Annotated in this window: 22 protein-coding genes and 3 tRNA genes; 12 read left to right on the top strand and 13 right to left on the bottom strand. The window is 63.6% G+C overall.

The window, feature by feature from the left end; translation table 11 throughout:
• Positions 1–88: 88 nt before the first annotated feature.
• From SKP52_RS10625 to SKP52_RS10590, 8 genes are all read right to left on the bottom strand, one after another.
• Positions 89–637, bottom strand: a complete 549-nt coding sequence (locus SKP52_RS10625; RefSeq protein ID WP_148309085.1) for a hypothetical protein — start codon at positions 635–637, stop codon at positions 89–91.
• 106 nt (positions 638–743) lie between these two features.
• Positions 744–1,313, bottom strand: coding sequence for an aminoacyl-tRNA hydrolase (gene pth / locus SKP52_RS10620; protein ID WP_039574647.1), 570 nt, complete (start codon positions 1,311–1,313; stop codon positions 744–746).
• Between the two features lie 66 nt (positions 1,314–1,379).
• Entirely contained in the window at positions 1,380–2,015 is a 636-nt protein-coding gene (locus SKP52_RS10615) for a 50S ribosomal protein L25/general stress protein Ctc (protein ID WP_052208940.1), read from the bottom strand.
• 109 nt (positions 2,016–2,124) lie between these two features.
• On the bottom strand, positions 2,125–2,958 hold the full coding sequence (locus SKP52_RS10610; RefSeq protein WP_228383893.1) for a TraB/GumN family protein: 834 nt from the start codon (positions 2,956–2,958) through the stop codon (positions 2,125–2,127).
• A gap of 62 nt (positions 2,959–3,020) precedes the next feature.
• Positions 3,021–3,950, bottom strand: a complete 930-nt coding sequence (locus tag SKP52_RS10605; protein ID WP_039574641.1) for a TraB/GumN family protein — start codon at positions 3,948–3,950, stop codon at positions 3,021–3,023.
• 65 nt (positions 3,951–4,015) lie between these two features.
• Entirely contained in the window at positions 4,016–4,450 is a 435-nt protein-coding gene (locus tag SKP52_RS10600; RefSeq protein WP_052208098.1) for a hypothetical protein, read from the bottom strand.
• Positions 4,443–4,655 carry a helix-turn-helix transcriptional regulator gene (locus SKP52_RS10595; protein ID WP_039574640.1) on the bottom strand — a complete coding sequence of 71 codons (213 nt, stop codon included), beginning with the start codon at positions 4,653–4,655 and terminating at the stop codon, positions 4,443–4,445. The genes SKP52_RS10600 and SKP52_RS10595 overlap by 8 nt, the downstream gene beginning before the upstream one ends.
• A gap of 235 nt (positions 4,656–4,890) precedes the next feature.
• Positions 4,891–5,220 (bottom strand): UrcA family protein, encoded by a 330-nt coding sequence (locus tag SKP52_RS10590; RefSeq protein ID WP_039574639.1) that lies wholly within the window; start codon positions 5,218–5,220, stop codon positions 4,891–4,893.
• A gap of 276 nt (positions 5,221–5,496) precedes the next feature.
• Between SKP52_RS10590 and SKP52_RS10585 the strand changes: the two genes are divergently transcribed.
• From SKP52_RS10585 to SKP52_RS10555, 7 genes are all read left to right on the top strand, one after another.
• Positions 5,497–6,378 carry a glycine--tRNA ligase subunit alpha gene (locus SKP52_RS10585; protein ID WP_052208938.1) on the top strand — a complete coding sequence of 294 codons (882 nt, stop codon included), beginning with the start codon at positions 5,497–5,499 and terminating at the stop codon, positions 6,376–6,378.
• Positions 6,375–8,567, top strand: a complete 2,193-nt coding sequence (glyS, locus tag SKP52_RS10580) for a glycine--tRNA ligase subunit beta (RefSeq protein WP_039580659.1) — start codon at positions 6,375–6,377, stop codon at positions 8,565–8,567. Before SKP52_RS10585 ends, glyS begins: the two co-directional genes overlap by 4 nt.
• A gap of 102 nt (positions 8,568–8,669) precedes the next feature.
• The gene (gene ppdK / locus SKP52_RS10575; RefSeq protein WP_039574637.1) at positions 8,670–11,333 is read left to right on the top strand and encodes a pyruvate, phosphate dikinase; all 2,664 of its coding nucleotides are present in this window, start codon (positions 8,670–8,672) and stop codon (positions 11,331–11,333) included.
• Between the two features lie 14 nt (positions 11,334–11,347).
• On the top strand, positions 11,348–11,923 hold the full coding sequence (locus tag SKP52_RS10570) for a DUF1214 domain-containing protein (RefSeq protein WP_052208096.1): 576 nt from the start codon (positions 11,348–11,350) through the stop codon (positions 11,921–11,923).
• Position 11,924: 1 nt separating this feature from the next.
• On the top strand, positions 11,925–12,452 hold the full coding sequence (locus SKP52_RS10565) for a DUF1254 domain-containing protein (protein ID WP_039574634.1): 528 nt from the start codon (positions 11,925–11,927) through the stop codon (positions 12,450–12,452).
• Between the two features lie 44 nt (positions 12,453–12,496).
• Positions 12,497–12,573 (top strand) — tRNA-Arg (locus SKP52_RS10560).
• A gap of 223 nt (positions 12,574–12,796) precedes the next feature.
• Entirely contained in the window at positions 12,797–14,248 is a 1,452-nt protein-coding gene (locus tag SKP52_RS10555) for a CYTH and CHAD domain-containing protein (RefSeq protein ID WP_039574632.1), read from the top strand.
• 36 nt (positions 14,249–14,284) lie between these two features.
• Here SKP52_RS10555 and SKP52_RS10550 read toward each other — a convergent pair.
• Positions 14,285–14,375: transfer RNA gene (locus SKP52_RS10550), tRNA-Ser, on the bottom strand.
• A 74-nt stretch (positions 14,376–14,449) separates the two neighbouring features.
• On the opposite strand from SKP52_RS10550, the gene SKP52_RS10545 reads away from it, so the two are divergent.
• Together SKP52_RS10545 and SKP52_RS10540 are read left to right on the top strand one after the other, a co-directional pair.
• On the top strand, positions 14,450–15,502 hold the full coding sequence (locus SKP52_RS10545) for a peptidylprolyl isomerase (protein ID WP_039574629.1): 1,053 nt from the start codon (positions 14,450–14,452) through the stop codon (positions 15,500–15,502).
• A gap of 4 nt (positions 15,503–15,506) precedes the next feature.
• The gene (locus tag SKP52_RS10540) at positions 15,507–15,821 is read left to right on the top strand and encodes a DUF1905 domain-containing protein (protein WP_039574627.1); all 315 of its coding nucleotides are present in this window, start codon (positions 15,507–15,509) and stop codon (positions 15,819–15,821) included.
• Here the strand turns inward: SKP52_RS10540 and SKP52_RS27215 are convergent.
• Positions 15,811–15,939, bottom strand: a complete 129-nt coding sequence (locus tag SKP52_RS27215; protein ID WP_267128073.1) for a hypothetical protein — start codon at positions 15,937–15,939, stop codon at positions 15,811–15,813. The two genes, SKP52_RS10540 and SKP52_RS27215, sit on opposite strands and share 11 nt — an antisense overlap.
• A 117-nt stretch (positions 15,940–16,056) precedes the next feature.
• On the opposite strand from SKP52_RS27215, the gene SKP52_RS10535 reads away from it, so the two are divergent.
• A tRNA-Thr gene (locus tag SKP52_RS10535) sits at positions 16,057–16,131 on the top strand.
• Between the two features lie 52 nt (positions 16,132–16,183).
• Here SKP52_RS10535 and SKP52_RS10530 read toward each other — a convergent pair.
• Positions 16,184–17,062 (bottom strand): LysR substrate-binding domain-containing protein, encoded by an 879-nt coding sequence (locus SKP52_RS10530; RefSeq protein ID WP_039580652.1) that lies wholly within the window; start codon positions 17,060–17,062, stop codon positions 16,184–16,186.
• A gap of 142 nt (positions 17,063–17,204) precedes the next feature.
• On the opposite strand from SKP52_RS10530, the gene SKP52_RS10525 reads away from it, so the two are divergent.
• Positions 17,205–19,526 carry a CDC48 family AAA ATPase gene (locus SKP52_RS10525; protein ID WP_039574626.1) on the top strand — a complete coding sequence of 774 codons (2,322 nt, stop codon included), beginning with the start codon at positions 17,205–17,207 and terminating at the stop codon, positions 19,524–19,526.
• On the opposite strand, the gene SKP52_RS10520 is transcribed toward SKP52_RS10525, so the two are convergent.
• Positions 19,523–20,839, bottom strand: coding sequence for an MFS transporter (locus tag SKP52_RS10520; RefSeq protein ID WP_039574624.1), 1,317 nt, complete (start codon positions 20,837–20,839; stop codon positions 19,523–19,525). The genes SKP52_RS10525 and SKP52_RS10520 overlap by 4 nt on opposite strands.
• Positions 20,840–20,985: 146 nt before the next feature.
• On the opposite strand from SKP52_RS10520, the gene SKP52_RS10515 reads away from it, so the two are divergent.
• Positions 20,986–21,624, top strand: coding sequence for a class I SAM-dependent methyltransferase (locus SKP52_RS10515; RefSeq protein WP_039574622.1), 639 nt, complete (start codon positions 20,986–20,988; stop codon positions 21,622–21,624).
• Positions 21,625–21,630: 6 nt separating this feature from the next.
• On the opposite strand, the gene SKP52_RS10510 is transcribed toward SKP52_RS10515, so the two are convergent.
• Positions 21,631–22,824: a phospholipase D-like domain-containing protein gene (locus tag SKP52_RS10510; RefSeq protein ID WP_228383892.1), complete on the bottom strand. Its 1,194-nt coding sequence runs from the start codon at positions 22,822–22,824 to the stop codon at positions 21,631–21,633.
• Between the last annotated feature and the right edge of the window lie 64 nt (positions 22,825–22,888).

The raw sequence follows: 22,888 nt of genomic DNA, 5'->3' as shown, positions 1-22,888 counted from the left end.
GGGGCCATCATGCCTTACTTCGGTCGTCCCGCCAAATTGGCAGCTGGAGGTCCGTTTTGGGGTGGGAAGCGGACGTCGCGACCCGGCTTTAGATCGTCCTCCATCCCCGCGCGTAATTGGCGAGCATTGAGGACGCCATCCATTCCGTCCACGAGTAAAATTCACTTCCATCTTGCCCTCTGACCCGACGCGCATATCCGAGCCGCACAAGTTCACCCATTAGCGATTTCAAATTTTCCAAAATCGCACCGGTTACGGGTTCCCCGAATGATGGAACGCCTAAGGGAAGCTCGAACGGGTCAGGCGTTTCCGGCAGAAGATTATTGTAGATCGTCGTCGAAACCAGCGCGCCAAGAACCCCATCAAACGGTGCCAACTGATGCAGTATATCAGCGCAACGATCGAAGTCTGGTTCAATTAATCTCCATCGAACCCAACCGCCCTCAAGCAACTGGAAATCGGCAAGAAAATTCATTGGGTTCTGGTCGTGGCTGGACACCGAATAGAATCCCAAGCGGCCGTCATCGTCGAAAACCTCAAGCGTGTTGTTATCCAGCTCTAATAGCAACCGGATTAAATGCCGACATACCTTCCATTCAGGAGCCTCTCGCAGGCTTGAGGGGGAGGGATTGGACATTATTTCAGCCGTGGGCCAACATTTGATAACAAACGATTATTGTTGCTGACAATGCGCTTCCCTCAGACGTCCGAAATCGGTCGAAACCGGACGGGGCCGCATCGCCTCAACCTTGCAGGCGCAGCGCGAGATCGCTCTGGAAGCGTACATCGTCGCCGTCGGCGAGCCATGTCGCCTCGGCCGCAATTGCGCCCAGGAGGTCGATCAGCGGCTCCATCTCGCTCTTGTGATAATTGCCGAGGACATGGCCGGTGACGCGATCCTTGTGCCCCGGATGGCCGATGCCGATGCGCACGCGGCGGAAATCCTCGCCGATATGCTGGATCATGCTGCGGATGCCATTGTGGCCCGCGGCGCCGCCGCCCTGTTTCACCTTGACCTTCATCGGCGCGAGGTCGAGTTCGTCGTAGAAGGCGGTGACGTCCTGCGAGGACAATTTATAGAAATCGAGCGCGGCGCGTACGCTGCGACCGCTTTCGTTCATGAAGGTGCCGGGCTTGAGCAGCAGGATGCGCTGCGATCCGATGCGCCCGTCTTGGATCCAACCCTGGAATTTCTTCGCGGGCGCTGGAAAGCCATGGACGTCGGCGATGACATCGGCGGCCATGAAGCCGACATTGTGGCGGTGCATCGCATATTGGGGCCCGGGATTTCCGAGGCCGACCCAGAGCTGCATGAAAGTGCCTTTCCCGGGGTCCAGTGGAAACGCCCCTCCCGCATGGGGAGGGGCGGTCCGGATTGCTTAGGCTTCGTCGCCTTCGGCAGCTTCTTCGCCGCCGTCAACGGTCGTGTCGCCTTCGCTCGACTTCATCGCCGAGGGGGCAACGATCGTGGCAATGGTGAAGTCGCGATCGGTGATCGCGCTTTCGCTGCCCTTGGGCAGCGTCACATTGCTGATGTGGATCGAATCGCCGACGTCATAGCCGGTGACATCGATCTGGATGTCGTCGGGCATCTTGTCCGCGTCGCAAACGAGTTCCAGTTCGTGGCGAACGACGTTGAGCACGCCGCCGCGCTTCAGGCCGGGCGAGGCTTCTTCGTTGATGAACACCACGGGCACCGCGACCTGAACCTTCGAATCCTTCGAAATGCGCAGGAAGTCGGCGTGGATCGGACGATCCTTGACCGGGTGGAATGCGACGTCCTTCGGCAGGGTCCGCACCTTTTTGCCGCCGACGTCGATCATCACGACCGAGTTCATGAAGTGACCCGTCATCAACTGCTTCATCAGCAGCTTTTCTTCGACGTGGATCATCAGGGGTTCTTCTTTGCCGCCATAGACAACGGCGGGGACGCGGCCATTACGACGCAGTTCACGCGAGGCTCCCTTGCCTCCGCGATCACGCGTCTCGGCCGACAGCACCAGCTGGTCGCTCATCATTTTTCTCCGAAACAGATTTCACAGTCCGCCACGCCTCCAGGGATGACCATGGACGGAAGCGGCGGCGCTTAGCGAGGAAGCGGCCGAAATGCAAGCGTCGCCGCGCTTATTGTACGCGGCGGACCTCCAGCCCCTCGGCTTCGAGCATCGCCGGCACGCCGGCGGGCCCTACCAGATGCCCCGCGCCAACCGCCATCAGCACCGTGCCGGGCTGTTCCAACCGCTGGTGCACCCACGCGGTCCAGCGCCGGTTGCGGTCGGTGATGATCGCCTTGCGCGCTGCGGGCACCGCGTCGACATCCTCGTTGATCACCTTCTCCAAAGCCGCAACATCGCCGCGGCCCCACGCGGCGGTCAGGGCGCCAACGTCCTTCACCGCATTGCCGGAATTTTCGGCTGCGCGGGTCAGCAGTGTGCGCTGGGTCGCCGGATCGAGCGTTTCGAACAGCATCAATTGTTCGCGAGCGGTCTCGAGACCGCGGATCGGTTTGCGGGCGTCCTTGAACTGCTCAGTCAGCCGCGTTTCCACGCCATCGGACGAATCCAGCTCGGCGCTTTGCGCCACCCGCTGCCCCATCAGCACCATCACCGCCCAGTCGTCGAGGGTGTCGCCTCCGAAATCGCCGCCACGCGCCTCCAGGGCGCGATAGCCAGCGAGAGCCTGCGGCGGCAGTCGTTTCTCCATCGCGAGCGGCGCGGTGCGTGGCGCTAGCGATTGGAAGACGGCGCCAGCCCCGGCGAGTTCGTCGGGCGATAATTCCATCACCAGTTCGTCGGCGGTCGCGATAGCGTCGGCGACCTTGCCGCGCTCCCAGTCGGTGCCGCGGGGCAGGGCGTGCATAGCGCCCAGCATGTAGATTTGCGTGTCGTCGTCGGAGACCAGCCACATCGCGGGCCGCGCCTGCGTCGTCTGTTCCGTCGTGCCGCAAGCGGCGAGCAAGCACGGCAAAAGGGCCGCCGCAAGGCGGCGACCCCAACGCCGGGAAGGGCGCGCCGTTCGATTCAATATTTGACCCGTTTGGCAATGATGCCGCGTTCTTTCAGATAATCCTGGACGCTCTTTTCGCCCGCGAGATGCCCCGCGCCAACCGCGACGAACACCGTGCCCGGCTGGTCCATCCGGGCTTTCAGCTGATCGGCCCAGCGGGCATTGCGGTCCCAGAGCAGCACCTTCCCGAGTTCGGGCGTCTCGGCCAGGCTTTCATTCATCGTCACCGCCAGCGCGTCGGGATCGCCCTTTGCCCATTGCACGACCATCTTGTCGAGTTGCGGCCCCAGCTTGTCGAGATCCCTCACCACCGAATTCAGGAAGCTGACCTGCTGGTTTTCGGGCAGCGTATCGAAATAGCCCAGCTGCTGGCCCAGCGTTTCGAGGCCCGAGACCGGCTTGCTGGCCTTTTTGGCCGAGCTCGTCAGCAGCTTTTCGACGCCCTGTTCGGGATCGTAACCGAGCTTGGTGAGCGGCAGGACCGACAGTGTCATTGCGGGAAACCAGGGCTCGAACATATCGAACTGCGCCGGCGCGATGCCAAGGCTCGCCAGCGCCGCCTGATAGGCCTTGAGCTGCTCAGGGTCGAGGCGCGACGAGAGCGTCTTGCCGCTTTGGTCGATTGCCAGTGGCATCATTTCCTTCACCATCGCTGCCTGATCCTCGGGCATGACCATTTCGAGCATCAACTCGTCGGATTTGTCGAACGCCGTCTTCACTGCCTCGTCGAACCAGCCGAGGCCGGGTTTCAGCACATGGACGGTGCCGAAGAGATAGATGGTCGTGTCCTTGTCCTTGAAGACCCATAGTGCGGGATCGGCATCGGTCGTGGCCGGTGCGGCCGCCGCGGCCGGCTCGGCGGCATGGGCGGCGAGGAGAATTGCGGACGGCGCGAAGGCGACGATCGCGCAGGTGGTGGCGAGCTTCTTGAACCAGGTTTTCATCGGGAAATCACTTTCGTTACGGGCGCTTATGGCCGGATCGAACGGGGAAGGGGAGTGGAAAATGCTCAACGGTATTTGAGCCACAGCCAGACGATGGCGTTCGCGGCCATCGACAGTAGAAACAGCAGCATCGTGTCAATCGGCGGGGCGAGGCCGGCGCGGTTCAGAACCCACCATACCGGAGCGGGAACGATAAAAGCGTACCAGCCGGCGAGCCCCGCCCAGAGCCAAGCCCGCGCTTCATGATCGTCGATCGCGCGGTGATAGATTATGAGAGAGATCGCTAGGCCGATTCCCCAGAAGATCGACGCCCCGATCGCGAAGCTGGCACTGAGCGGACCGCCGCCCAGCACCGTATCGAACCCGTGGCTTCCGGCCGGCTGGTCGCTCGCCATCCAGATGCCGAGTATGGCGCCGAGGATGGCGGCGAAGCCCAGCGCGAAGCGATAACGGCGCTGGCGCGGCGACATCGGGCGTTTCATGTTCCGGGTCTCAGTCATTGGGGTTTCCTTCGTGGCCGTCATCGAAAATCTCTTCGATCGGCATGTCGAACAGCCGCGCGAGCTTGAAGGCGAGCGGAAGCGAGGGATCATATTTCCCCGTTTCGATCGCGTTCACCGCTTGCCGCGAGACGTCGAGCCGGTCGGCGAGTTCCGCCTGGCTCCAGTTTCGCATCGCGCGGAGCACTTTCAATTTATTGTTCATCGGCGCCTCGCCAGCATTTCCATCCGAAGGATCAGGGCCTTCCCATAGCGCATCGAAATGGCGGGGAAGGGAATTTTTGTCCGGTCCTTGCGGAAGGTGGAGATTGGGGCGGCAGGGTCGGATCGTCCTTCGCCAGGCAAGAGACTGGAGCGCCGTCATCCAAGAGGGCGCTCCAGCTCAGGTCGCCAGCCGTCACCGGGGAGGTACGGCAGGAGCGAAGTCGTCCAATCCTGTCTTACCGGGCCGCGTCGACCATCAGCAGCGCGAGCTGCGTGCCGTTCTGCGCCCGGGCGATCGCCTGCCGGGCCTTAGGGGCGACCTTGGCAAGGACATTCGAAAGACATGCCGACCGGCGGGCATTTTCGGCCGCGCCGCGAAGACCGGTACGGCAGACGCTGCGCGCTGCATTCTTCAGCCGGGAGTCGAGGCGCTCGCGATCCGCCGTGTGAGTCAGGTTCAGGTCGTCGATGCGGACTTCGACGGTGCGATTTCCGTTCCCGGCAGCCATGGCGGGCGCAGCAGCGGCGGTGAGCGAAAGGGCGAGGATCAGGGTGCGGGTCATCATGTCTATTCTCCTTGGATCGACGGGATCTTGGTCATCTCAACCTGTCTTCATGTCAGGTATGCATGACTATATGTCGCGATTCGCTGACCATGTCAACAACACCTTACAAAAAGTTTCGCACACCTGACCAAGTCGCGCATTTTCGCGCCATGACGAAAGGCGCGGAGCCTTGACCGTGCGGCATGGCTGGGCCAATGCGGCGACGATTTTTGCACCTGCGAAGGAATACCGGCAGTGGCCGACGGGGCGGACAAGACACCACTCAGCTTTCAGGACATGATCCTGACGCTGCACGCCTATTGGGCGGCGCGCGGCTGCGCGATCCTGCAACCCTATGACATGCGCGTCGGGGCAGGGACTTTCCACCCATCGACGACGCTGCGCAGCCTCGGCCCCGAGCCGTGGAACGTCGCTTATGTCCAGCCGAGCCGCCGCCCAACCGACGGCCGCTATGGCGAAAACCCGAACCGGCTGCAGCATTATTACCAGTATCAGGTGATCCTGAAGCCTTCGCCCGCCGACCTGCAGGAACAATATCTGGGCAGCCTCGCCGCGATTGGCATCGACCCGCTGCTCCACGACATCCGCTTCGTCGAGGACGACTGGGAATCGCCGACGCTCGGCGCCTGGGGGCTGGGCTGGGAAGTCTGGTGCGATGGGATGGAGGTCACCCAGTTCACTTATTTCCAGCAGATGGGCGGCTTCGACTGCAAACCCGTCGCGGGCGAGCTGACCTACGGCCTCGAACGCCTCGCCATGTATATCCAGAATGTCGACAATGTGTACGACCTGCGCTTCTCCGACGCGGTCGGCGATGTCGCGGCGGTCAGCTATGGCGACGTCTTCCTCGAGAATGAAAAGCAGTTCTCGAAATGGAATTTCGAGGTCGCCGACACCGATACCTTGTTTGCGGGATTCAAGGCCGCCGAGGCTGAATGCCAGCGCGCGATCGAAGCGAACGTGCCGCTCGCCGCCTATGACCAGGCGATCGAGGCGAGCCATTTGTTCAACCTGCTTCAGGCGCGCGGCGTGATCAGCGTACAGGAGCGCGCCAATTACATGGCGCGCGTCCGCGACCTCGCCAAAGGCAGCTGCAAGGCGTGGATCGACAGCCAGTCCGAGCGCTGGGCCGCTAAATATCCGGGGTGGACGCTGTGACCGATTTTCTTCTCGAACTGCGCAGCGAAGAAATCCCGGCGCGGATGCAGGCCGGCGCGCGCGCTGAGCTTGAAAAGCTGTTCCGTGCGCAGCTTTCTGCCGCGGGTCTTGAAACGGGCGACCTCACTATCTGGTCGACGCCGCGCCGCCTTGCACTGATTGCCAAGGGCTTGCCCGATGCGACGGCTGCGGTCAGCGAAGAACTCAAAGGCCCGCGCAGCAGCGCGCCGCCGCAGGCGCTCGAAGGCTTCTTGCGGAAGACTGGCCTGACGCAGGACCAGCTCGAAGACCGCGACGGCGTATACTTCGCCGTGATCGACAAGCCCGGCCGCGCGACCGCCGAGGTGCTGGCCGAGGCGATCCCCGCGATCATCCGCGCCTTCGCCTGGCCCAAGTCGATGCGCTGGGGCAAGGCGAGCGCGAGCAGCGAAAGCCTGCGCTGGGTGCGCCCGCTGTCGGGCATCGTCGCGATCTTTGGCGAAGACCTCGTTGCGTGTGAAGTTAGCGGGATTTCCGCCGGTTTCGCAACGCGCGGCCACCGTTTCCATTGCCCGGGCGAGATTACGATCGGCTCAGCGTCGGACTATGCCGAAAAGCTCCGCGCCTGCCACGTCATCGTCGACCATGAAGAACGCCAGTCGATCATCCGCGACGGCGCCGCCAAGGCCGCGGCCGACGCCGGGCTGACGCTTGTCGAGGACGAGGGGCTGGTGATCGAGAATGCCGGCCTCACCGAATGGCCCGTGCCGCTGCTCGGCCGCTTCGACGAAGCGTTTCTGGAGGTGCCGCCCGAGGTCATTCAGCTCACTGCGCGCGTGAACCAGAAATATTTCGTCGTGAACGATGCGAGCGGTAAGCTCGCGAACGGCTTCGTCTGCACCGCGAACATCGACGCAGTCGATGGAGGGGCGGAGATCGTCGCGGGCAACCGCAAGGTGCTCGCGGCGCGATTGTCCGACGCGCGCTTCTTCTGGGACCAGGATCGCAAGACGAAGCTGGAAGATCACGCCAAGAAGCTCGACCGCATCACCTTCCACGAAAAGCTCGGCACTGTCGCCGACAAGGTCGAGCGCGTCGCAAGGCTCGCCGAATGGCTGGCGAGCGAATGCATCGTCCCGAACTGCGACCCCGCACTCGCGAGGCAGGCAGCCGAGCTGGCAAAGGCCGATCTCGTCACCGAAATGGTCGGCGAATTCCCCGAATTGCAAGGCCTGATGGGCGGCTATTACGCCCGCGCCGAAGGTCTGCCCGATGCCGTCGCCGACGCGGTCCGCGACCATTACAAGCCGGTCGGGCAGGGCGATGACGTGCCGACGGCGCCGGTGACGGTGGCTGTGGCGTTGGCGGATAAGCTGGATACGTTAGTCGGCTTTTTTTGGAAGGGCATGCCTCCAACGGGATCAAAGGATCCGTTTGCTCTGCGACGAGCTGCCATCGGTATCATATCCCTTGTTCTGAATAATCGAGTCAGAGCTTCCTTTCCGGCTTTTCTGGCTGAATCCTTCAAGATCTCCGCCGCTCAGGAGCTCTCGGGCGAAAAGTGGTCCACTTGGTACATGTACCTTGCGGCGCTCGATGATCCGAAAGGCAGCAGCTCTGCCATTAAGGAAAAAGCTCAAAGCATCAGGATGTCCGATGAAGAGCTGGCAAAGCACTTCTTTGACCCGTGGAAACAGCTCTTGCCGGAGCTTGCGGTCTTTCTCGCCGACCGCCTCAAGGTCCAGCAGCGCGAAGCTGGCGTCCGTCACGACCTGATCGACGCCGTGTTCGCGCTCGGCGGCGAGGATGATCTTGTTCGCCTGCTTGCGCGCGTGAAGGCGTTACAGGCGTTCATGGCGACCGAGGACGGCACGAACCTGCTCGCGGGCTACAAGCGCGCCGCGAATATCCTCAAGCAGGCGGGCGAGGTGAGCGGGACCGCCGCCGCGACGTCGCCGACGGACGCGGACGCGACTTTGCTCAAGGCGCTAGACGCCGCCGAACCCGCAGCCTCAGCTGCGGTGGCCGAGGAGCGCTTTACCGACGCGATGGCCGCGCTCGCCAGCCTCCGCGCCCCGATCGACGCCTTTTTCGACGGCGTGATGGTCAACGACCCCGACGAAGCGGTCCGCGCCTATCGCCTCGGCCTGCTCGCGCGCTTTACCGGCGCGGTGCATGGCGTCGCCGATTTCTCGAAGATCGAGGGCTGACCCTACGGCCCCTTTGAACGAACGAAGCAAAACTGAATCGACGAAGCGCGATTGCATACCTACCCAGCCGCAACCTCCTCCCCGGGGCAGCAGGAGCTACATATGACGACGATGGTGCATCTTTTCGGCGGCGACGCGACGACGAGCGAGCGGTCGAAGGAATTACTGGGCGGCAAGGGGTCGAACCTCGCCGAAATGGCCTCGATCGGCCTGCCGGTGCCCCCGGGCTTTACGATCACCACCGACGTCTGCGCCGCCTACTACGCCAATGGTGAGCAATTCCCCGCTGGCCTGATCGAAGAGGTTGCCGCGGGCATCGCGCATATCGAGGGGATCACCGGTAAAACATTCGGCGACGCTGCCGATCCTTTGCTCGTCTCGGTCCGTTCGGGCGCACGCGTGTCTATGCCGGGGATGATGGACACTGTGCTCAACCTCGGGCTCAACGACCGCACCGTCGTCGGCCTGTCCGACGCGTCGGGCGACCCGCGCTTCGCTTGGGACAGCTATCGCCGCTTCGTCCAGATGTACGCCGACGTCGTCATGGGCCTCGACCATGCCGAGTTCGAGGAAGCGCTCGAAATCGCCAAGGAAGACAGGGGCTTCTACCTCGACACCGAGATGTCGGCTGAAGACTGGCAAGCGCTCGTCAAGGAATATCAGGCGATCGTCGAGCGCGAAACCGGCGCGCCGTTCCCGCAGGAACCCAACGACCAGCTGTGGGGCGCGGTTGGCGCCGTGTTCGCGAGCTGGGAAAGCGACCGCGCGAAGGTCTATCGCCGGTTGAACTCGATCCCCGCCGAATGGGGCACCGCGGTCAATATCCAGGCGATGGTGTTCGGCAATATGGGCGATACCTCGGCCACTGGCGTCGCCTTCACCCGCGATCCCGCGACCGGTGAGCGCGCCTGGTACGGCGAATGGTTGATCAACGCGCAGGGCGAGGATGTGGTCGCGGGCATCCGCACGCCGCAGTACCTCACCAAGGTCGCGCGCGAAAAGGCGGGCGCCAAACCGCTGTCGATGGAAGAAGCGATGCCCGAGACCTTCGAGGAGCTCGGCCGCGTCTTCGACACGCTCGAAACGCATTATCGCGACATGCAGGATATCGAGTTCACCGTCGAACGCGGGACGCTCTGGATGCTGCAAACGCGCAGCGGCAAGCGCACCGCCAAGGCAGCGCTCAAGATCGCCGTCGACATGGCGGCCGAAGGGCTGATCACCGAAGAAGAAGCCGTCGGCCGCGTCGATCCCGGTGCGCTCGATCAGCTGCTCCACCCGACGCTCGACCCCGATGCGCCGCGTGACGTGCTGACCAAGGGCCTTCCCGCCAGCCCCGGCGCGGCGTCGGGTAAAATCATGTTCACCGCCGACGGCGCTGAAAAGGCTGCAGAAATGGGCGAGGCGGTGATTCTGGTACGCGTCGAAACATCGCCTGAGGACATCCACGGCATGCACGCCGCAAAGGGCATCCTCACCGCCCGCGGCGGCATGACGTCACACGCTGCGGTCGTCGCTCGCGGCATGGGCCGCCCCTGCGTCTCGGGTGCCGGCGGGCTGTCGATCGACGGCAATGCGCGCGTGCTGCGTGTTGGCGGACGTGAACTCCGCGAAGGCGACATATTGACCCTCGACGGTTCCACCGGCGAAGTGATGGCGGGTGAGGTCAAGACGCTGTTGCCCGAACTCGTCGGCGATTTCGGCACGCTGATGGTGTGGGCCGACAAGGTTCGCCGCATGAAGGTGCGCGCCAACGCCGAAACGCCGCAGGATGCGCAGGTCGCGCGCGATTTCGGTGCCGAAGGCATCGGGCTCTGCCGCACCGAGCATATGTTCTTCGACGCCGCGCGCATCACCGCGGTGCGCGAGATGATCCTCGCGGAGAATGAAGCCGGCCGCCGCGCTGCGCTCGCGAAATTGCTGCCCGAACAGCGCGGCGATTTTGCCGCGATCTTCGGCGTGATGGCGGGGCTGCCCGTCACCATCCGTCTGCTGGATCCGCCGCTCCACGAATTTCTGCCGACGCGCGAAGAGGATTTCGCCGACGTTGCTGCGGCTGCGGGCGTCGGCATCGAAGCGCTGAAGGCGCGCGCGAACGAGCTGCACGAATTCAACCCGATGCTTGGCCATCGTGGGTGCCGCCTCGGCGTCACTTATCCCGAAATCTACGAGATGCAGGCACGCGCGATCTTCGAGGCGGCGTGCGACGTCGCCGCCGAAACGGGCGCAGCGCCGATTCCCGAGGTGATGATTCCGCTCGTTGCAACGCGCCGAGAGTTCGACCTGATGAAGGCGGTCGTCGATGCACAGGCGAAAGCGGTGTTCGACGAGAAGGGCCGCGAGATCGCTTACCTCGTCGGCACGATGATCGAACTGCCGCGCGCCGCATTGATGGCGGGCGAGATCGCCGAGACCGCCGAATTCTTCTCTTTCGGCACCAACGACCTGACGCAGACGACGATCGGCATCAGCCGCGACGATGCGGGCCGCTTTCTGACGCAATATGTCGACAAGGGCATCTTCCTGACCGACCCGTTCGTCAGCCTCGACGTCGAAGGGGTCGGCCAGCTTATCGAGATCGCCGCCGACCGCGGTCGCAAGGCGCGCCCCGACGTCAAGCTCGGCATCTGCGGCGAACATGGCGGCGACGCGCCGAGCATCCATTTCTGCGAAAAAACCGGCCTCGACTATGTCAGCGCCTCGCCCTACCGTGTGCCCATCGCCCGGCTCGCGGCCGCTCAGGCTGCGCTGAAAAAGGGCAAATAACAGGGGGAAACCGCATGAAGAGCTGGCACCGCTATGCGATCACCTTGGTGGGCGGCTTGGCGGTGGGGCTCGGCGCCGCATGGGCGCTGACCGGCAGCGGCTTGCGCGGTGGCGCGATCGAGAACGGTCCGTGGAGTACCTCGCTCGGCTATGGCACGAAGGCCACCGATCCGATCACGCGCGCGGTGGTTGCGCGCGCCGGGCTGCTCGCGCTTCCCGCGAAGGAAACCGTCTATTGGTCGGCCGAAGCCGACGCCACGGGCGCAACGCTCGACGGCAACTGCCGTTATCGCCTGTCGGGTCCGGCGCTCGATGCGCGCTGGTGGAGCGTCACCATTTATGACGAGGCGGGCTATCTCGTCGCCAATCCGGCAAAGCTTTGGTCGGTGAACGGCGCGAATGTCGCGCTCGATACCAACGGCGAATGGCGCGTCACCATCGCTCCCACAAAACCGGCCGATGGCGCGTGGTTGCCGGGAACGAAGGGCCAGCCCTTCCACCTTACCTTGCGGATGTACAATCCCGGCAAGGCGTTCCGCGCCGACCCGCAAAAGGCCGTGCTCCCGCAAATCGTGAAGGAGGGCTGCTGAGATGCGGGGTTGGCTCGGCCCGGTCGCCTTCGGCCTGATCGTCGCGGCCGTCACGGCCTATGCCGCGATCTGGGCGATTCCCTATGGCCTGATGAGCGTGGCGATGGAACGGCTGGGGCAGGGCGGCGTCAATCGCATGTCCTACGCCAATCTCGCGACGTCCGGATATCAGCCGGTCGTGCGGCCCAGCCCTGATCTGGCTTATTCAAGCTGCCCTTATGATCTGTCAGCAGGACCGGTCTCGATCGACGTCACGCCGGTCGAAGGGCGTTATAGTTCGCTCAGCATCTTCGATGCCGCGACCGACGTGATTTTCGTGCGCAACGACGTCGAGGCGGGCGGCAAGCCGTTTCGAATCATCGTCGCGCGCGCCGGGCAGTCGGTGCCGAAAGGTGCCGACGTTGTCCGCACCAACCATGATCACGGCATCGCGTTGATCCGCCTTTTGCTGAAGGATCCCGCGGAAATCGGTAGGCTCGACGCGATACGCCGCCAATCGTCGTGTGGAACGGTCACAAAGCTGAAATAGGGGGTTGCGCCCCTGCGCGACGGGTCTTAAAGGCGCGTCTCCACGCACCCGTAGCTCAGCTGGATAGAGCATCAGACTACGAATCTGAGGGTCGGACGTTCGAATCGTTCCGGGTGCGCCATTCCCCTTCTGTCATCGTCCAAAGGCGGTCAGAAACGCGGGTTTCCCCTATTTTCGATCGCGACCGATTAGGTCGTTCGATTGCCCGATGCTGTCAACGGGCAGCATAACGCGATAAAGAGCCGCGTTGATTGCCGGATCGTCGAGCTTTTTACGCAAATCCGGTATATGGCGCCTTTCGCGTGCCCCTGCGCCGACAAGATCAGCATTCCGGAGACAACGCCATGGCGGACGAGGTCGAGCTGAAACTGGAAATCGCGAACGAAGACGCCGCGACGTTCGAAGCCTCCGGTTTGCTTGCGAACTCGGCGAAAAAGGTCCGACAGATCTCGACCTATTTCGATACGCCCGAGCATGACGTCGCGAACGCGGGCTTCTCGCTCCGTATTCGCCGTTCGGGGAAGAAGCGCGTCCAGACGATCAAGGCCGATGGCGCGAGTGCTGCTGGTCTCTTCATGCGATCCGAATGGGAGCGCGCGGCGGAAAACGGCTCCCCGGTCCTTGACGACACCACACCGCTTCGCGCGCTGCTCGGTGACAAGGCCGATAGCATCGCCCCGGCATTCGAAGTCGAGATCGACCGCCAGACCTGGAATATCGACGAAGGAGGTGCGGCGATCGAACTTGTGCTCGACCGCGGCGAAGTCGTGGCCGGCCAGCGGCGATCGCAGGTGTGCGAGATCGAACTCGAACTGAAGTCGGGCGATCCCGCCGCACTGTTTGCCTTTGCGCGCCGGATCGCTGCCGTTGTGCCGGTACGGCTCGGCGTCTTGAGCAAAGCGGAACGCGGCTATGCGCTTGCGGGTGCTGCCCCGACACGGATGATGGCCGAGCCGGTGGTCCTCGCCTGCGACGCGACCGCGGCGCAGGCGTTTGGGCAGATCGTCCAATCCTGTATCCGGCAATTCCGGCTCAACGAGAGCCTTCTTCTGGCGAGCCGCGATGCCGGCGCCCTGCATCAGGCGCGCGTGGCGCTGCGCCGTCTTCGGTCGGCCTTCTCGATCTTCACGCCGATGATCGGCGACGCGGGTGCGGAGTTGCGCGCGGAATTGCGCTGGCTGGCATCCGAGCTGGGTCAGGCGCGCGATCTCGACGTGCTTTTGAAGCGCGCTGAGCCCGGTCCGCTCTACGACCGGATCGCGGCCATGCGCGAGGCCACATATGATGCTGTGTGCGAAATCCTCGCCTCGGCGCGGGCGCGGCGGCTGCCATTCGACGTGACGGAGTGGGCTGCAACGGCGGATTGGTCGGGGAAGGCCGGCGGTAGCCACGACGGCAATGCGCCGGCCCGCGACTTCGCAACCAAGGCACTCGACCGCTTTCGGCGAAAGGTGAAGCGCGAGGGGCGCTATCTCGCCGATATCGACGATGAGGCCCGGCACGAGGCGCGCAAGAGCGCGAAGAAAATGCGTTATGCCACCGAGTTTTTTCAGGGGCTGTTCGAGCATAAGACCGAAAAGCGCCGCCACAAGCGCTTCGTCAAGGCGCTGGAGGCGCTGCAGGACCAACTCGGCGCGCTCAACGATCTCGCGACCGCGCCCGATGTGCTGAAAAGGCTAGGTGTTGCGGAAGCCCCCGGCGCCGCCAACCTGCTGGCGCACGGCAAGAAGGGCAAGCTGCTCGATGCCGCGGTCGATGCGCATGAGGATTTCATCGACACCAAGCGCTTCTGGTAGCTGCGAGCGAGGCGGCTGGCAGCGGGCTCGGGAAAATGGCGGAGCGGGTGGGATTCGAACCCACGATAGGCTTTTGACCTATACTCACTTTCCAGGCGAGCGCCTTCGACCACTCGGCCACCGCTCCGCATGCACTGGAACGGGCGCCCTAATCGCTTGCCGGGGCTTTCGCAAGCCGATTGGGCATGGCAGACAGACGGGATGAAACATCTGCTCCTGACGGCCGTCGCCGCCGCGTCGCTCGTCCTTCCCGCCTCAGCCCAAGAGCCGGCACCGATCCCGTCGCCGGGAGAAATTGCCGCCGCCGCGCCAGCCAGCGACTGGATTGTCATTGCTCCGTCGGATTTGCTGGTGATGGACCTCGCGCCCGATGCCAAAGGCAAGCCGCGCCGCGTCGTCATCCAGTTGATGCCCGCGCCATTCAGCCAGGGATGGATCGGCAACATCCGCAAGCTCGCCGCCGCGCATTGGTGGGACAGAACGAGCGTGAATCGCGTGCAGGATAATTATGTCGCGCAATGGGGTGATGGGACCGAGAAGAAGGCGCTGCCCAAGGGATTGATGACGATTCCTGAGAGCCAGTATCAGGTCGCGGCGGCGGACGGTTCGATCAAGATGATCTGGACCGACCATGGTAAAGGGCCGGCTCGTGGCGTGACTGGTCCGATCTCTATGTCGAAAACCACCCGAAAATTGGCGGACCCATATGCGTATGAATTCACATTCGCCGGTGGGATGCCCGTTGCTGTGAGCTCGAAGATCAAATTGGAACAGAAGCTCGATGCCGCGGGAACCGTCAGGGCGACAGTCGAATATACATCAGTCGACAATGCGTGGCCGGTCCACTGCTACGGCGCAGTCGGCGTCGGCCGCAACATGTCGCCTGACACGGGATCGGGGGCAGAACTCTATGCCGTGATCGGACACGCGCCGCGCCATCTTGATCGCAACATTGCGGTCGTCGGCCGCGTGATAAGTGGCATCGAACATCTGTCGAGCCTGCCACGCGGAACCGGAGCGCTCGGTTTTTACGAAGATGCGGCCGAGCGCGTGTCGATCAAATCGATTCGTCTCGCAACCGAACTGCCTGCGACCGAACAGCCGCGTTTCGAATATCTGTCGACCGAAAGCGACAGCTTTGCGCGTTACGCCGATGCGCGCGCGAACCGCCGGGATCCCTTTTTCATCAAGCCGGCGGGCGGCGCCGATATCTGCAATATTCCGGTTCCGGTGCGTCCGGTCGGCGCGAAATAGCCTCTTGGAAGATTTCACCGTCACGGCGCCGCTCTGGCGCTGGCAATCGGCGACCGCACCGGCGGCGTGGTTCTTCGTCACGATTACGGGCGGGGCTGCCGACGGGATTCGCATGGCGGCGATGACGGGCCAGTGGCTCGAGGGGCGAAAGGGATTCGGATCCGCGCGCGTCGAGGCGAATATTGGCGATACGCAGTGGAAAACTTCGGTTTTCCCGCACAAGGAAAGCGGCGGCTGGCTGTTGCCGGTCAAGGCGGCGGTCCGAAAGGCGGAGGGGTTGACCGAAGGCCGTCCGGTGACGGTGACCGTCAGTCTTTAGGCGGGGCTTCAGCCTTGGCATCGCGCGCCTGCGCTTTGCGTTTGCGCAGATTGTCGCGCAGCGCCTCGGCGAGGCGGCGCTCGCGTTCGATATCGGCGGGAGAGGGTGTCTTGCTCACGCGAAGCGCCATGCCCGCTAAATCGCCGCATCGTCAACCCTGGCACCTTGACAGGGGCAAGGCACCCCGCCATAGGCCGCGCCTGCCAGCAAACATGTGTTTGCCGGCATCCCGGTTGCTGCTGTAGCTCAGTGGTAGAGCGCGTCATTGGTAATGACGAGGTCGACAGTTCAATCCTGTCCAGCAGCACCATTTTCCGGACTTTGAGAACCGGCCCGAAGGGGATTGCAGGGCGCCGTGCCGGTTAGATTTTCGCCGCGAGCAGCCAGTCGTGGAACAGCTTGACCGCCGGCTGGCGCAGCGCGCGCGGGCGGCACACGAACCAATAGCTGTACGGGCTTTCGACATCGAAATCGAACAAGCGGACGAGGCGCGGATCGTGCGCGTCGTCGAAGTGATGGCCGTGCATGAAGGCGACGCCGATCCCCTGCGCCGCGGCCTCCAACATCAGCGGCCCCGAATCGAAATAGTCGATCCCGGCCGGTTCCAGATAGGGCATGCCGATCGCCTTCTTCCACTCGGTAAAGGTCTCGGGCATCTCGCGGTGGAGCAGGATGGTCATTCGCTGCATTTGTTCGGGCACGGTGATCGCGCGGTTGCCGTCGGTCAGCGTCCGCGAAGCAATCGGGAAGACCTTGTCCTGATCGAGCCGCGCCGCATAGAGCACGGGGTCGATCGAGCGGGCGAGGGCGATCGCCGCATCGATGCCGTCGCCCAGCCGCGCTTCGGCATGAGACATGGTGTCGATGTCGATATGCAGTTCGGGGTGTTTGCTCCGCAGTTCGGGAAGGCGCGGAAACAGGCGCTGCTGAGCAAAGAGGGGCAGGACGTTGAGATGCAGGCGCAGCGACGCGTCGGGGCTGCCGACCTGGCCTATCACGGTGCGCAGCTCGTCGAGGATCGGCGATAATTGTTCGTGTAGCGCACGGCCTGCTTCGGTCAGGCTGAGGCCGTGATGATGGCGGTTGAACAGCGGGCGGCCCACGGCATGTTCGAGCGTCTGGATGCGGCGCGACAGCGCGGGCATCGACAGGCCGAGTTCGATGGCGGCCGCTTTGACCGTGCCATGGCGGGCGACCTCTAGAAAGGCTTCCATGCTGCTGATGGGGGGAAGGCGTGGCATATCGGTTGCCGATGATGACATGACCTTGCTGGACATGCCAGAATTTTGTGCAGTGCGTCATAAGTTGCTGTGGCGGCGGGGGTCGCAAATCGGGAACGACCATCCTATCTTCGCATTCTGACTATTTTGCGGGAGACGCGCATTGGCCGACGCGGCGGTAAAGGAAAAACTGGTTAAACTGCAGGTGGCGAATGCCCGCGCCGAGGAAAGCGGCGGTGGGATCGCGCGTATCCCGCGCTCGGCGATGGCCGAGCTCGGCGTCACCGAAGGCGATATCGTCCAGATCAGCGGCAAGCGGCAGACCGCATCACGCGTCGTGTTGCCCTACGCCGAGGATGAAGGGCTGGAAGTCATCCGCCTCGACGGCCTCCAGCGCGCCAATGCCGGCGCCGGCGCTGGAGACATGGTCGAACTAACCCGCGTGGAAGCGCGTCCGGCAGCGCGGGTGGTATTCGCGCCGGCGCAGGAGAATCTCCGCCTCCAAGGTTCGGCGAACGCGTTGAAGCGTAGCTTCTTTGGCCGTCCGGTCGTCGCGGGCGATACCGTCGCGACCGCTGGGCAGCAGCGGCTGCCGTCGGGCGACATGCCGCCGCAGCTCCGCCAGATGCTCAACGCGCCCGCCTATGCGCTTGCCGAGGTTCGCCTGCTCGTTGTTTCCGCGACCCCCAAGGGCTTCGTTTTCATCGACGAAAATACCGAAATCGAACTGCTTCCCGAATATCAGGAGCCGCAGGACGCGCGCCGCACCGACGTCACCTATGACGATCTTGGCGGTCTCGGCGACACGATCGACCAGCTTCGCGAGATGGTCGAATTGCCTTTGCGCTATCCCGAGCTGTTCCAGCGCCTCGGCGTCGATCCGCCGCGCGGAGTATTGCTGCACGGCCCGCCGGGCACGGGCAAGACGCGGCTCGCCCGTGCCGTCGCCAATGAAAGCGACGCTCAATTCTTCCTGATCAACGGCCCCGAAATCATGGGCAGCGCGTACGGCGAGTCCGAAAAGCGGCTGCGCGACGTGTTCGAGGCCGCCGCGAAGGCTGCGCCCTCGATCCTGTTCATCGACGAAATCGATTCGATCGCGCCGAAGCGTGGGCAGGTGCAGGGCGAGGCCGAGAAGCGGCTCGTTGCGCAGCTTTTGACGTTGATGGACGGGCTCGAGCCGCGGACGAACCTAGTCGTCATCGCCGCGACCAACCGCCCCGACGCGATCGACGAGGCGCTGCGCCGTCCGGGTCGTTTCGACCGTGAGATCGTGATCGGCGTTCCTGACGAGAGTGGCCGCCGCGAGATACTCGGTATCCATACCCGCGGTATGCCGCTCGCCGAGAATGTCGACCTTGCCGAACTGGCGCGTACGACCTTCGGATTCGTCGGCGCCGACATGGCGGCTCTGACCCGCGAAGCCGCGATCGAGGCGGTGCGGCGGATCATGCCGAAGCTTGACCTGGCCGAAGGCACGATTCCCGCCGAGGTGCTCGAAGAACTGCGCGTCACGCGCGAGGACTTCAATAATGCGCTGAAACGCGTCCAGCCGTCGGCGATGCGCGAAGTGATGGTGCAGGCGCCGAAGACGCGGTGGAGCGACATCGGCGGGCTCGATGCCGCGCGCGACAAGCTGATCGAGGGAATCGAACTGCCGCTCAAGAACCCAGAGGCGTTCCGCCGGCTCGGTATCCGGGCCGCCAAGGGCTTCCTGCTCTATGGCCCGCCGGGAACCGGCAAGACCTTGCTGGCGAAGGCGGCTGCGCGCGAATCAGACGCCAACTTTATCTCGATCAAATCGTCGGATCTGCTCTCCAAATGGTATGGCGAGAGCGAGCAGCAGATTGCACGTCTGTTTGCGCGTGCGCGCGCCGTGGCGCCGACGATCATCTTCATCGATGAACTCGACAGCCTGGTGCCCGCCCGCGGGAGCGGGGCGTCGGGCGAACCGCAGGTGACCGAACGCGTCGTCAACACGATCCTCGCGGAGATGGACGGGATCGAGGAGATGCAGTCGGTGGTCGTCATCGGCGCCACCAACCGCCCGAACCTGATTGACCCGGCGCTGCTTCGCCCGGGCCGGCTCGACGAGTTGATCTATGTCGCCGTGCCTGACAAGGAAGGGCGCCGGCGTATCCTTGAAATCCAGACGGGCAAGATGCCGCTCGCGAAGGATGTCGACCTTGCGGTGCTCGCTGAAAAGTCGGACCGTTTTACCGGAGCCGACCTTGAAGATCTGACGCGGCGTGCCGGGCTTGCTGCGCTCAAGCGCTCGCTCGACAGCAAAACTGTGACGATGGCCGATTTCGAAACCGCGCTGAAGGACACCCGCGCCTCTGTGACCGAGGCGATGGAAAAGGATTATGAAAAGATTCAGGGCGAGATCAAGCAGAACGCGATGAGCGTCGACCCGATCGGCTTCTTTGCGCCCGGCATGCTCAAGCCCGTTCGCGAGCGCAAGCACGACGAGACGACCGACTAAAGCCTTTCGTCCTTGGGCTGGTTGAGCTTCAGTGCTGACCAGCCCCACAGGACCAGCCAGGCGCAAAATCCGGCCATCAAGCCGTAAGCGACCATCGGGTGCCAGTTATAGAGCAGCACGCCGACCGCTGGCGACACGATATAAGCCGACCCGTTGATCGACGCGGTCATTCCTGCGACGCTCCCTTGGTCGCGGCGCGGCACCGATAGCGATGCGCCCGCCGTGAAACCCGGGCGGAACAGCCCGAAGCCGAGCGAGGCAAGCGCGAAGCCGATGATGATGCCGTGGAAGTCGTAGGATAGACCGGTCATCACGGTTCCCGCCCCGCCAAGGCTGGCACCGCAAAGCACGGCAGTCCGCGGTGACATCTTCAGCAGCGGAATGAGCCCCCATTGCGAGAGCAGGGTCGCGAATGCGCCCGCCATCAGGACAATGCCCGTCATCGCGGCGCCCTCGTCGGGACGCAGGCGCAGATTTAAGCGGTCGAGGATCAGGAAGCCGATCACACCGAGCACCATCGCTTGCGCCTGCCCGCCGAACAGTCCGGCGAGCAGCCAGGGCCGGACGCGGGTGTCGGTCCAACGAAGGGCAGGAGTGACCGCTGCCGATGGATCCACGACATCGTCTTCGCTTTCGTCGGTCGTCGCCTCAGAGGAGCCTGCGGCCGGATAGGCCGCGATGTTACCGCGCGCAGCATAGCGGGGCATGTCGTCGGGCAGGCGCCAGCGCAGCATGATCAGGACGCCGAGCCCGATCAGCGCGAAGACGAGCAACGGCCCGGCGAGGCCGACGACCGGCAGGATGAAGAACGGGGCGATAGCGGGGCCGATGACGGTGCCAAGGCCGAAGGACGATGAGACGAGTGAAAGCGCCTGCGTCCGCTGCTCGGGATCGGTGCGCGCGGCGACATAGGCCTGCACCGCAGGGGGCGACGCTGAACCGAAGCCGCCATAGAGGCTGCGAAATACCGCAAAGACGATGAAAGTCACACCCGCGGCGAGGTAACCCTGGAGCCCTGCCCAGAGGGTCAGCCCGCACAGCGCCATCGACGACAGGAAACCGATCACGCCCAGCGCCATCAGCGCCTTGCGCCCGCGCTTGTCCGACTGGCGCGCCCAATGCGGTGCGGTGAGAACCCAGAGCAGCGCCGACCAGCTGAACGCCAGACTGACCCAGACGTCGGGAATGTGAAGTTTCGCGCCGATCGCGGGGAGTATCGACTGCATCGCGGTGTTGCCCGCGGCGGCGACCAGCATCACCGCAAACAGCACCGCCATGCGGTCGGAGGGGATGGAATGCGATGTCGTCGCCATGTTCGCCCCCTCCTGGCATTGGTTGGTAACGCCGCCTCTCCCTACACGCGGGCGCCCCGCTGTCCAGAGTCAAGACAGACTCTTTCCTTGCGCCAACGCGCCGATTTTGCCACGCCTTTGGCAACCGCAACAACGCGAAAGCCAACATGACCAATCCGCGGGCGCAGGCCCAAGAAAAGAAAGCTCCGCTAGGCCGTCGGCTGCGCGAGGGCCTCAAACGCTTTTTCGGGCCGTGGGGCATGTTCGTCCGCGGCTTCATCAAGCATCCGGTGATGGTGGGGTCGATCGTGCCGTCGTCGCCGACGCTGATCCGCCATATGCTGAAGCCCGTCGATTGGAAGAACACCAAGCTGTTCGTCGAATATGGTCCCGGTGTTGGCACCTTCTGCCGCCCCGTGCTCGAACGCATGTCGGGCGATGCGACGCTGATCGCGATCGACACGAACGAGGACTTCATCGATTATCTTCGCAAGGACATCCGCGACAGCCGCTTCGTTGCGGTTCATGGTTCGGCCGCCGATGTCGAGGAGATCGTGCGCGCGCACGGTTTTGAACAGGCGGACTATGTCCTTTCGGGCTTGCCATTTTCGACGCTGCCCGCTGGCGTTGGCCCGGCGATTGCCGCCGCCACGCACCGCGTGATTCGCCCCGGCGGCGCCTTCCTCGTCTATCAATTCCGCGCCCGCGCGCGCGATTTCCTCGCGGCGCACTTCAACCGCATCGACAATGCGTTCGAATGGGTCAACGTCCCGCCCTGCTTTCTCTTCTGGGGCTGGAAGGACTAGGCGGCGTCAGACTTCGGGGTCGGGGTCGCCGAGCCCGAAGTTCAATTTCCGCGACACTGTATAATCGACCACGCCGACGACGAACCACGCGAGCGTCCAGCGGAGGCGCGTCAGCCAGCTGGCGCGCACCTTGTGCGAATCCGGCGTGACGACTTCGCAGTCGGGCCGTAGCTGACCGAGAAAGTTGCGCATCTTTTCGGCAAAGCCCGCGTCGGCGATCCGTACCATCACCTCGACGTTCACGAACAGGCTGCGGACGTCGAAATTGGCCGACCCAATATAGACGACATCGTCGATGACGATCAGCTTCATATGTAATTTGCACGGCTGATATTCCCAGACATCGGCGGTCTTGCGCAACAGATATCCATAAAGCAGCCGCGATGCGCCGATCGTCGCCGGATTGTCCGACTTGCCCGCCATCACAAAGCGCGCCCGGCCACGCTGCGCTACACGCCCGAGCCGACGGAGCATGCCCTGGCCCGGGGAGAAATAAGCCATCGCCATATCGAGTTGCCTCGCGTCTTCGAGATCGGCCCGCACCGCGCGCGCCCATGGCGACAGCCGCTGCGTTGGCCCGCCGACCAGCCACGACACCGCACCGCCGTCGACCGGCCATTCGCGGATCAGCCGCCGCAGCATCAAGAGCTTGCCATCGTCGTTGACCGTGTAGTCGTGTATCTCCGCGAACCATTGCGCCGCGCGCATGACGGTAGGACCCTTGACGATCATGCCAATGTCGAACCAGCAGTCGCCGCGTGGTGGACTCAGATAAGCATCTGCGATGTTAAAGCCCCCGGTTACTGCGATATATTCGTCAATGAGAATCAGTTTCTGGTGGTTGCGGATCAAATAGGTCGAGCGCCAGCGACGCGAGAAGAAGGTGACGCTGCCGCCCGCTTCGCGAAGCGGCGTAAACAGGGTGTCGGGGGTGTCGCCCGATCCGAAGCTGTCGATGACGGCGCGAATGCGAACGCCGCGCTTGGCGGCGAGCAGCAAGGCGTCGACGATGCGCCCGCCCGCAGCGTCGTCCTCGAAAATATACATGATGATGTCGATGCTGTGCGCCGCACCGTTGATCAGTTCGAGCAGGCGCGCCAATCGCTCTTCGCCGTCGAAAATCAGCGCGATCCGGTGCCCGGCCACGTCGGCTGTCAATCTTTGCGACAAATCGACATTGCTATGGGCTTCGGTCATCATCCCGGTCATAGGCCGGTGTCCGCAAAGCCCGCAAGGGTAGCGCTCTGATTGACATATCAGGGCT

The organism is Sphingopyxis fribergensis (assembly GCF_000803645.1).
In the GTDB taxonomy this organism is placed as follows: domain Bacteria; phylum Pseudomonadota; class Alphaproteobacteria; order Sphingomonadales; family Sphingomonadaceae; genus Sphingopyxis; species Sphingopyxis fribergensis.
The sequence above is the reverse complement of the archived record's forward strand: the minus strand, read 5'-3'. Positions and strand labels throughout refer to the sequence as shown.